We start from the raw sequence: 8,968 nt of genomic DNA on the forward strand, positions 1-8,968 counted from the left end.
AATGTCATAGTCTATTGAAGTTTATTTTAAAGTCTGCTTAAACAAAGTCCAAAGCATATCCTTAGTTTCTTCTTCCATTGCTCTGGCTACTCTTTTGTTTATATTTAAATTTTCATCGATAGGTAAAAAAGGTCTTGCTATTACATTTTTAGAGCCAAATTGATGCACTCTGGCATACGCAAAGCCTTTATAGGTGGCATTAAGTGCTACAAAAGCTCTATCATTTTCCACTCCACTATGTAAAGAGCTTTGCATAGAGCCTGTTGCAAAAAGCTTTTTAGTATGCATGATCTTTTGTGCTTTTCTTGAATTTAATGTACTTTGCTTTAAAGGTGCCCATTTTTTAGCATTAGAGTCTTGTTCGTTTTCTAGATTTTCTTTGCTTTCTTTATAAAGTGTTTCAGCAATTATTTCTTTTAAAATAATCTGCTTTTGTTCGTTTTCTAGATTTTCACATTTTTTTAAAAAATTCTCAAGACCCTTTAATTCAAAGCGCTTCATCAAAAAGTCCTTTTTGAGTTTCTTTTATATAGTATTTTGCCCAATTATCTACTTTGATAAGTTCAATAGACATAAAAGTGTATCCGCACTTAAGACATCTTCTAAATCTTTCATTGGTGTCTGATTTTATAGTTTTTAAGACTTTAGTTTTTTCATTTGCACATCTAGGGCAGATCAAAATAAATCCTTTAAAAAAGCTTTTAAAGGATTATATCTATTTTTAATTATTTTATTTAGTCTTGGCAATCTTTTCTAAAACTACAAGCATTATAGTGCAGTCTTTTTTGCTAAGAGTTTCAAGAGAGTATATATCTTTTTTTAAAGTTTTTTTACAAAGTTTGTAAAAACTAAAAATAGGCATTTTTGTTTGTTTTAATAAAGCTTTTAAATAAAAAAATTGTTTATTAGAACTAGCTTTCTTAAGCATTAATCTACCTTTAAAATCAGGTACGAAGTTTATATCATCTTTAATTTTACCATCAAAAATATCAAGCAAGATTTTAAGTTCATCTATGCTTAAATCTTTTGAGCTTAAAACCTCAAATCTTAAAGCTAAAAAATCTTGCCAAGCATTATTTTCTTTATAATATAAATACTCTTTGTGCATGTGTATTTTAGCTAGAAGTTGTTTTCTAAGCATTGCTTGTTTAGGACTCATAGCAAACCTCTTATATAAAGTTCTCTTTTTAGAAAATTTCTGCTAAGCCCACTAACTCTAGCTAATTTAGCAACATTTAATTTGCCATTTTTGTGTTTATAAAAACCATTTTCATCATTTAAAACATCTTTTAAAAGCGTTTTAAAAACCCTTAAAGCACCATTTCTTTTACTCATCTTTTCTTTCCTTGCTAAAACTTAATCAAGCCCATTAAATCAATGGACTTTGTTAAATTTTTTGGCTTTTTTAACATATTTCATTTTTATGTTAAAATTTTTAATATTTTTTAACATTTCAAAAGTTCAGGATTTTCATGGATATTTCCAATGATTTCCATACTAAAAGTGAAATTTTCTTCTAATTGTTCATATGAATAATCATCAATTCTTGGAAAGAAACCATTATGTTTAGAAGTGAAAAACAACCCATTGTAAGTAATAGCATTAGCATAAGCTATTACTTCTTGGGTTCGGGTTCCATCATAAAAACTAAAACTAAATTTTAAAATATCATTTTCATAAATCTTCTTTCCATGTTTATCATATAAACCAGTCCAAAGTTCCATTTCTTTATTATCATCTCTTTCATCAAATTTAATACAAGGAACAAGCTTATCTACATAGTGAACTTTGGCGGGTAAAACGGAGTTTAACTTAGCTAAAGCTGGATATCCCACATAGCCATTCTCTAATTCACTCCAAATCCTAAAATCAAAATCTTGTAGTTTCATTTGTTACCTCCATTTATACTTTTTATAGTTTTTTGCCATTCCTCATCGCTTTTAAACTCATTATTAAGTTCTTTTAAAAGTTTAAGTGCTTCATCATTAGACAAATTAGAAAGAATAGCTCTTATTCTTTCTAATGGCTTGATATCCTTATGGATAATTCCAAAGAATTCCTCTTGCTCTTTTGTGCTTAAATCTTCAAAAAGTTCAGCCAAATCATGAGCATCTATATCTTCTAAATCACTCGCATCTATGCTTACATTGACATACATTTTTTATCCTTTTGTTTTAAATTAAGTTTTAAAAACTTAATCAAATCCGCCTTAGCGGACTTGTTAAATTCTTTTAAGTCTAATTTTTTGCTTTGAAGTCATTTTCTTTTTTCTTTTAAAGCTTTGCTTTTTTAGCTTAGGCTTATTTTTAAAATCAAGTTCTAAAAAGCCATTAAAATGAGCTGTTTTTGTTTTAAAAACACTATTTAAAAGTTTAAAAGTCGCTAAGGAAAGCTCTCTCATTTTTCAATCTCCAAGCTTTCAATCTTTGGCTCTATTCTAAAATTATCTTTTACAACTCTTTTAAGTCCTAGCTTTACTAAGGTGCTATCTTCAAGCTCTGCAATAGCATCTTTATTAAGTTCTTCTTTATAAGTAATGCAATCATTAAGTCCATAGCTTTTTAAAGCTTTGATTAAGTTTTCTAGTTTTTCTTTCACACGTGGTAAAGATACACTTTTACTTAAGCGATAGCCAATCTTGCCAAAGGTAAATTCTTTGCTTCTTTTTTCTGCAAACTCGTGTTTATTATTTTCACAAAAGGTTGTAATGCACTGCTCTATATATTTAAGTTCATCACTTAAAACCTTAATCTCTCCTGCACGAGCTTCTTTAATCTCATTACAAGCTAAAGTCACCTCGCCATTAATCTTTTCTATTTTTACGCTAAGTTCTGCCACTTTTTTAAGTGCTAAGTTAACATCTTCTAAATTATTTATTTGCATCTATTCTCCTTTTAAATTAAATTTATTAATTTGATAATCCCAAAGAATTACGCCATATCTTAAAAGCACTGCGTGTTTAGTTCTTTTCTTGATTATCCTTAAGCCTTTTTTTTCACGCAGTGTCGCGGAGCCTTCAGGTGGGTTAAGGGAGTGTAGCTCTTTATCGCAAAAGGTGGCTTTGCCACATTGCGAAGTCAAAGAGGCAACTCCAAAACTAGCTCTTTAATGCCAAGCTTTTTAGCTAATGCTAATTCTTCTTGCATTCCCTTAGAATACTTAGCATCTTTATGATTGCTCATATAAATATAATCACTTGCTTTTAAAAGCTCTAATCCCATTTGTAAAGCTTTGTCTCTGTGTTTGTTTTCATCCAAATAGCTAAATTGTAGTATGGGTGAAACAGGTGTAAAGCCTTCACATTCACGCATAATTTTTAAGCATTCTTGCTGGGCTACACTAATAGCTTGTGCTTTTCTTTGACTTTCTCTTACAGCTAAAGCTTTGTAAGGAGAAGCGATATAAACTATTGCCATGAATTTTCCTTTCTAATAAATTTAAGTTTTAAAAAACTTAATCAAATCCACCTTAGTAGATTTGTTAAATTTTCTAATACGCCTTAATTACTCCATTTTTATCTTGGTATAAATTATTTTGCAAGGCTAGATGATCAAGTTTTGAATATTTAAAATGCAAGTTAGCTTTTTTGCTCATATTTCCTAAATGTAAAACATTTCTACCAAATTTACTATGACTGTTTAGGCTAACTGCTTGTTTGTTTCTTCTGATATCATCGATAATAATATATTTAAAACGCTTGTCTCCTTTTGGAGTTTCTAAAATTTCTTTTAAGCTCCAACCTTTTTCTTTTCTTTTCACATAAAGCTTGTGGGTAATCCCATATTTATTACAAATTTCTATTTGTTCTTTTATGTTTAAACCAAGCTTATCTTTAAGTTTAAAATTTTTAGTATTTAATGGTGTATCTAAAGGCATTTTTCTTTTTTTTCTATCTTTAAAACAATAATAACTTAACTGCATTTTTCCCTTTCTAAATAAATTTAAGTTTTAAAAAACTTAATCAAAGTGCTTTAATTTAAGCACTTTTGTTAAGCTTTTTACCCAAATGAAAACGAATGATTTTTTTTGCAATATAATCAGGATAAATTCCTTTTAAAACATCTACAAACACTCCACTTTCTTTATAAATAATGCTTACACCCTTTATCTCAAAAAGCGAAGCACTATAATCAGCTTTCTCACCTTTAATCATTGGTATCATTTTTTCTCTCCTTGTATTAAGTTTTCTTTCTTTACTTTTTCTTTTTTGATTAAGTCAATCGTTTCAAAGATAGCCATCCACTTGTCTTTATTTTTAGGACTCTTTAATTTTCTAAGAGCTTCAGTATAGATTTGATGAACGCGTGTCACGCTAAGATTAAGTTCTTTAGCTATCTCTTCAAAACTCATAATATAACCATCTCGCTTGCACTAGTTAATAACTCATCATTTATTTCGCACTCTTCAAGTTCTGCAAGTCTTAAGGCCTTTTTTAAAAGCTTTGCAGAGCTTCTAAAATTACCATTGCTAAATTTAAAATAGCCCTTGCCAAAAAACTCATCACTTTCTTCCTTGCTAAGTCCTCTCATCATCCATTTACCACAAATCCTTGAGTAAAGTTGTTTAAGCTCTTTGTTTTTACCCATTAGGTTTTTGTATAAAATCTCAGTTCCTACTAAAATAAGAGGCACTCTAGCAAAATCCGCAATGCGTCTTAAATCCTCCAAAGCCTTTAGTGGTAGATATTCGGCTTCATCTACGATTAAAATCTTTTCATTGGTCTTTAAAAATCTTGCAATTGCTTTTAGTTTTGAAGCATTGTTACTATTTGCTTCGATTTTAAGAGCATTTAAAAGCTCATCAAGCATTACACCCACACTTGTATGACAAGTTGCCTCTATTAAAATACTTTGTGGTCTGGTTTTAATAAACTCGTTTATAATAGTGGTTTTTCCTGTTCCTGCTTCTCCAAAAATAAGTGCGATTTCTTTTTCATTTACAGCTTCGCTCATTACAAAAGTAGCCATAGAAAAATCACGGCTTCTAAAAAGTTGTTCTTTTTTAGGTTTTTCATTTTGCTTATCTTTGTGATTAGCGATAAAATCTCTTATCTTTTTACTCCATAAAGCCACATCACCTTTATAGCTTGCACTTTTAATCTGTGAGATTAAAGAAGCACTCGCACCAATCGCTCTTGCCAATGCACTTGGCTTCATACCGCTTTGCTCTAAAAAGCATTCTAATTCTTTGCTTAGTTCTTGCATATAAATCCTTTTGTTTTTAAGCTTTTTTAAAAGCTTTTAAAAACTTTCAAAGCGTGTTTAAATAGACTTTAAAAGCTTTTAAAGACTTTTAATACCCTGCCTTTTTGGCAGCATTTTCCCATTTTGGAATTTTGCATTTGGTATCTTTTATAACTTTTGTACTCAAATGTTCAAAATCACCATTGCTAACAAGGGCTTTTGAAAATTCAAGTTCTTTTTTAGCATTGTTACTAGCTTTTGTTTTTGGAGCTTTAACTTTTTCTAGTTTTTCCTTGCCAAGAGCTAAATACTTTTCCATATTCTTTTCTAAAATCATTCTTTGCTTATCGATTTTGTCTTTATTTGCTTTTATGGCTCTATTTACAAGTTTTCTAGCAACTTTAGCTTCTTCAATGCTTACCCCAAGTTCTAAATCTAAGTTGTTTGCTACACAAATAAGTTCTTTTTGTTTATCAAAGCAAAAGATTTCGTTTTGGTTATTAAGATTTTCACACACAAACACTTCTTCATGGGTGTATAATTTTGGATTATAAAAAAGAGTTCCATTAAGACTAAGTCCTTTATTTAGCACCTTTCTAAGCTTTAATTCACCGCCTAAATACATACTAAGGCTAAGCTCATCTATAGCAATAGCATCGCTAATCTTTGCTTCAAAACTTTCTTTTGGAGTGGCACCTAGTCGGTCAAGCCATTTGTTATTCATAAAATACGCACTATAATCATCAATACACTCTCTCATATACTCAAGTGTTTTAAGTCTTCTTTGATTTGTCTTATAGCCTTTTTTAAGTCTTCTTTCTTTTTTAGAATAAAAAAACTCAATAGCTTGTCTTTCTTTGATGTTAGCTCCTATATATCCGACGAGATTGGCTGTGAGTGAGTTTTGTAAGTCTTTGAATTTATTTTCTACATAAGGCTTACTCCAGCCACTGTAAGCTGGCATCGCTTTATAATCAATGTTTAATCTCTCTAAAAGAGCTTTGACATTTTTACTTAAAAATGCCTTGCCATTATCTGAGTGTATGCATTTTGGAACGCCATAAGTGCTGATGTATTTTGCGATGGCTCTTGCTATGCTTAAACTATCTTCACTAAAGCCTAGATAAAAGCTAGCCACACCGCTATAAGTATCGATTAATGATATTATAGTGTAGCGTTTATGCCAAGAGCACTCATCACCTTTTAAGCCATAAGTTTCATTGATAAAATCTACTTTACAAATAGCATCAAGTGGACTTGCATCAATTTCTACGATTTCATTGATGGTATTTACTTTCCAATTACTCACACCAAGTGCTGGCAGATGTCTGCTTATAGCTCCATCTTCGCCATACAAGATGATATTTTTTATGAGTTTGTTTTCTTTTAAGTATTTTTTCATACTTCTTAAAACACATTCATAGCTTATAAATTCATCTTTTTTGCCTAGAAAATCTTTTAAATCTAACTTGCCATTTTTTGCTAATTCATAATTTAGCACTCTGTGGATATTAGAAGCATTAAGTCTTCCTTTTTGAGCAAGTAAGGTATTTATAAAAAGCTCTTTTATACCAAGAGTGCTAATGGCATCATCTTTTTTATTTTCTCTTTTATCTATTAAAGCATCAAGCCCGTTTGCTAAGTATTCTTTTTGCCAAGAAAAGAGCTTGTTTTGTGTGAGTTTAAACTCATAGATTTTTTTAGCGTTAATGTAATTTATAAAATCATTTGTGCTTATCTTGCCTTTAGCATGGAGCCATTCTTTAATCACAGCAGCTTTTTGTAAGGCTAAATTTTGCTTTTTAGAACTGGCTTTTGCAAAGAGGCTTAAGTTATCTTTGTTTATTTGTATTTGATTTTCGCTAAGTTTGGTTTTGTTAGTGTTTTGCACTTGCAAGGCTTTAGAATTTTTAAGCAAAACATCATCATTTAATGCTTTGCTTAAAGCTTCTTGTGTTGTTTTAGGAGTTATAGTAGTAGTATTGCTTATATCTTCTATGTTAAAACCTTGCTCTACTAGCTGTGCTTCTTCCTTGCTTAAAGGTTTAGACCAGATTTGAAGGGTTTTACCTGCATGACCACCAACACCTTTGGAGTATTTAAAGTATAATATATTGAACTTTAAAAGGCAAAATTTTTTACCTTTTTTATGAGCTCTATTAGCGGATTTTATTATAGTATCTCTATTTAAATTATATTTTTCTGCAAATTCTTTACTACTTACCCACATTCAAGCCACCTTAAACCCATCTTTTTCTAGCATTTCTTTTAATTCTTTAGCTCTACCCCTTATACCCTTAATCCTACCATGAGACAAATCATAAAGTATAGTTATATCTTTATGATTTAAGCCCTTAGCCTTAGCCCAAGTCATAAGCTTTACACCTTTAGCACTCATAGTTTTTACAAGTTTATTTTTCATCTAAAATCCTTTTGATTATAATTCAACTCTTTCTTTAATTTGACGACCTTTATATCCTTTAAAAGTATGAGATTTTAAAGCACTCTTATAAGTTTTTTCCCAGTATCGTGTTTTAGGAAACATTTACTAACATTTTCAGCAATTTCTTTACTTTTTTGATTTGCCAAAAATCCCTCTAGCTTCTCATGAGAAAGCTTAATAAGTTCATCTTTACCATTAAAATTTTCACTCTCAAATAAATGTTTTACACCATTTAAAAGATTGCTTGCTTGCTTAAAATTCATTTTACGCCTTTTAATTTTATTTTTGCTTTTTTGTGTTACCATTACCAAAAAAGTTATGTAATTATAGTATAATTTATTGAACTTGTCAAGTATTTGGAGTAAAATATGGAACTTTCTTTAAGAATGAAAGAATATAGGGAGTACTTTGGTTGGACGCAAACTGATTTATCTGAGAAATCTGGCGTATCAATAAGCACAATTAAAAAGTACGAAGCTGGATCAGTTGATAATTTTACCTATGGCAATTTAAAAAAAATTGCTTCAGCTTTTAATCTATCTCCAGCTTCATTTATTAGTGAAAATATGTCCGACAATAGTCCGACAATATCTAACAAAATATGTCCGACAAACGTAAAAAATTGTCCGACAAGCAATGTAATTTTAGAAAATTTTACTCAAACCTTAAACGATGATATGATAAACATTCCTTTTTTTGAAAATGTAAGAGCAAGTGCTGGAAGTGGCGCTTATAACGATGAAGAAAGCACTCAAGCTTTGGGACTTTCTAAGAGTTTTTTGCGTGAATGTTTTGGCTTATACTCTTTTATAAATCTCTCTGTGATTTTAGGACAAGGCGATTCTATGACACCAACACTTCCTGAAAACTGCTATCTTTTAATCCAGCAAGGAGAAGTGGCAGAAGGCGAAATTTGTGTAACACGCATTGAAGATGAGCTTTATGTAAAACGCCTTCAAAAACGCCCCAAGCTAAAACTCCTTAGCGATAACAAAGCGTATGAGCCCATTAATTTAGAAGGCGAAAACTTTGAAATACTCGGACGCGTTGTAGGATATTTTAAAAAGACTACTCTTTAATTTTTAAAGGTGTTTAAAAAACTTTGTAAAGTATTTGTAAAAAGAATGTAAAAATGTGTAAAGCACAATGTAAAAAAATGTAAAGATAAAAGCTCACTTTGATTTCTAAAAAAATCTCATCAAAATACTATAAAATAATACTTTGATTAAAATTTCTCTCACTTTACTTTTTTACATATCTTTATATTATACTTGGGGTTATGGCGATGTGATGAATGAAATCATGCAAGCTGTTAAAGGTATAACCACTGAAACAAGTTATA

At 30.2% G+C, this 8,968-nt stretch carries 17 protein-coding genes; 1 reads left to right on the forward strand and 16 read right to left on the reverse strand.

Translation table 11 applies throughout. The features are described from left to right. Window positions 1-21 precede the first annotated feature (21 nt). The 16 genes from ELQ11_RS08320 to ELQ11_RS08400 form a co-directional block, all read right to left on the reverse strand. Window positions 22-501, reverse strand: a complete 480-nt coding sequence (locus tag ELQ11_RS08320) for a phage virion morphogenesis protein (protein WP_126222560.1) — start codon at window positions 499-501, stop codon at window positions 22-24. Then, the gene (locus ELQ11_RS08325; RefSeq protein ID WP_002790256.1) at window positions 488-679 is read right to left on the reverse strand and encodes a hypothetical protein; all 192 of its coding nucleotides are present in this window, start codon (window positions 677-679) and stop codon (window positions 488-490) included. The genes ELQ11_RS08320 and ELQ11_RS08325 overlap by 14 nt, the downstream gene beginning before the upstream one ends. A 51-nt stretch (window positions 680-730) precedes the next feature. Then, window positions 731-1,159: a hypothetical protein gene (locus ELQ11_RS08330; RefSeq protein WP_002909839.1), complete on the reverse strand. Its 429-nt coding sequence runs from the start codon at window positions 1,157-1,159 to the stop codon at window positions 731-733. Then, on the reverse strand, window positions 1,156-1,335 hold the full coding sequence (locus ELQ11_RS08335; protein ID WP_052788811.1) for a hypothetical protein: 180 nt from the start codon (window positions 1,333-1,335) through the stop codon (window positions 1,156-1,158). Before ELQ11_RS08335 ends, ELQ11_RS08330 begins: the two co-directional genes overlap by 4 nt. A 110-nt stretch (window positions 1,336-1,445) precedes the next feature. Further along, window positions 1,446-1,889 (reverse strand): YopX family protein, encoded by a 444-nt coding sequence (locus tag ELQ11_RS08340; RefSeq protein ID WP_134225246.1) that lies wholly within the window; start codon window positions 1,887-1,889, stop codon window positions 1,446-1,448. Beyond that, on the reverse strand, window positions 1,886-2,158 hold the full coding sequence (locus ELQ11_RS08345) for a hypothetical protein (RefSeq protein ID WP_002791414.1): 273 nt from the start codon (window positions 2,156-2,158) through the stop codon (window positions 1,886-1,888). The genes ELQ11_RS08340 and ELQ11_RS08345 overlap by 4 nt, the downstream gene beginning before the upstream one ends. A 63-nt stretch (window positions 2,159-2,221) precedes the next feature. Further along, entirely contained in the window at window positions 2,222-2,401 is a 180-nt protein-coding gene (locus tag ELQ11_RS08350; RefSeq protein ID WP_002791416.1) for a hypothetical protein, read from the reverse strand. Then, on the reverse strand, window positions 2,398-2,883 hold the full coding sequence (locus tag ELQ11_RS08355; RefSeq protein ID WP_002806832.1) for a host-nuclease inhibitor Gam family protein: 486 nt from the start codon (window positions 2,881-2,883) through the stop codon (window positions 2,398-2,400). The genes ELQ11_RS08350 and ELQ11_RS08355 overlap by 4 nt, the downstream gene beginning before the upstream one ends. Window positions 2,884-3,077: 194 nt before the next feature. Continuing rightward, the gene (locus ELQ11_RS08365; protein WP_052777360.1) at window positions 3,078-3,416 is read right to left on the reverse strand and encodes a DUF4406 domain-containing protein; all 339 of its coding nucleotides are present in this window, start codon (window positions 3,414-3,416) and stop codon (window positions 3,078-3,080) included. Window positions 3,417-3,489: 73 nt separating this feature from the next. Then, window positions 3,490-3,921, reverse strand: a complete 432-nt coding sequence (locus ELQ11_RS08370) for an SA1788 family PVL leukocidin-associated protein (protein WP_002865075.1) — start codon at window positions 3,919-3,921, stop codon at window positions 3,490-3,492. A gap of 55 nt (window positions 3,922-3,976) precedes the next feature. Then, window positions 3,977-4,162: a hypothetical protein gene (locus ELQ11_RS08375; RefSeq protein ID WP_002824157.1), complete on the reverse strand. Its 186-nt coding sequence runs from the start codon at window positions 4,160-4,162 to the stop codon at window positions 3,977-3,979. Then, window positions 4,159-4,350, reverse strand: coding sequence for a sigma factor-like helix-turn-helix DNA-binding protein (locus tag ELQ11_RS08380; RefSeq protein ID WP_002791422.1), 192 nt, complete (start codon window positions 4,348-4,350; stop codon window positions 4,159-4,161). The genes ELQ11_RS08375 and ELQ11_RS08380 overlap by 4 nt, the downstream gene beginning before the upstream one ends. Beyond that, complete coding sequence (locus ELQ11_RS08385) at window positions 4,347-5,204, reverse strand: AAA family ATPase (RefSeq protein ID WP_002790751.1); 858 nt, start codon at window positions 5,202-5,204, stop codon at window positions 4,347-4,349. Before ELQ11_RS08385 ends, ELQ11_RS08380 begins: the two co-directional genes overlap by 4 nt. An 88-nt stretch (window positions 5,205-5,292) precedes the next feature. Further along, window positions 5,293-7,413 carry a Mu transposase C-terminal domain-containing protein gene (locus ELQ11_RS08390; RefSeq protein WP_134225247.1) on the reverse strand — a complete coding sequence of 707 codons (2,121 nt, stop codon included), beginning with the start codon at window positions 7,411-7,413 and terminating at the stop codon, window positions 5,293-5,295. After that, window positions 7,414-7,605, reverse strand: coding sequence for a hypothetical protein (locus ELQ11_RS08395; protein ID WP_002870225.1), 192 nt, complete (start codon window positions 7,603-7,605; stop codon window positions 7,414-7,416). Window positions 7,606-7,679: 74 nt separating this feature from the next. Further along, the gene (locus ELQ11_RS08400; protein WP_243833545.1) at window positions 7,680-7,889 is read right to left on the reverse strand and encodes a hypothetical protein; all 210 of its coding nucleotides are present in this window, start codon (window positions 7,887-7,889) and stop codon (window positions 7,680-7,682) included. Between the two features lie 105 nt (window positions 7,890-7,994). Between ELQ11_RS08400 and ELQ11_RS08405 the strand changes: the two genes are divergently transcribed. Beyond that, a complete protein-coding gene (locus ELQ11_RS08405) occupies window positions 7,995-8,705 on the forward strand; it encodes a LexA family transcriptional regulator (RefSeq protein ID WP_002865556.1) in 711 nt (236 codons plus the stop codon). Window positions 8,706-8,968 lie beyond the last annotated feature (263 nt).

The sequence above is a fragment of the Campylobacter sp. US50a genome (assembly GCF_004379015.1).
GTDB lineage: Bacteria > Campylobacterota > Campylobacteria > Campylobacterales > Campylobacteraceae > Campylobacter_D > Campylobacter_D jejuni.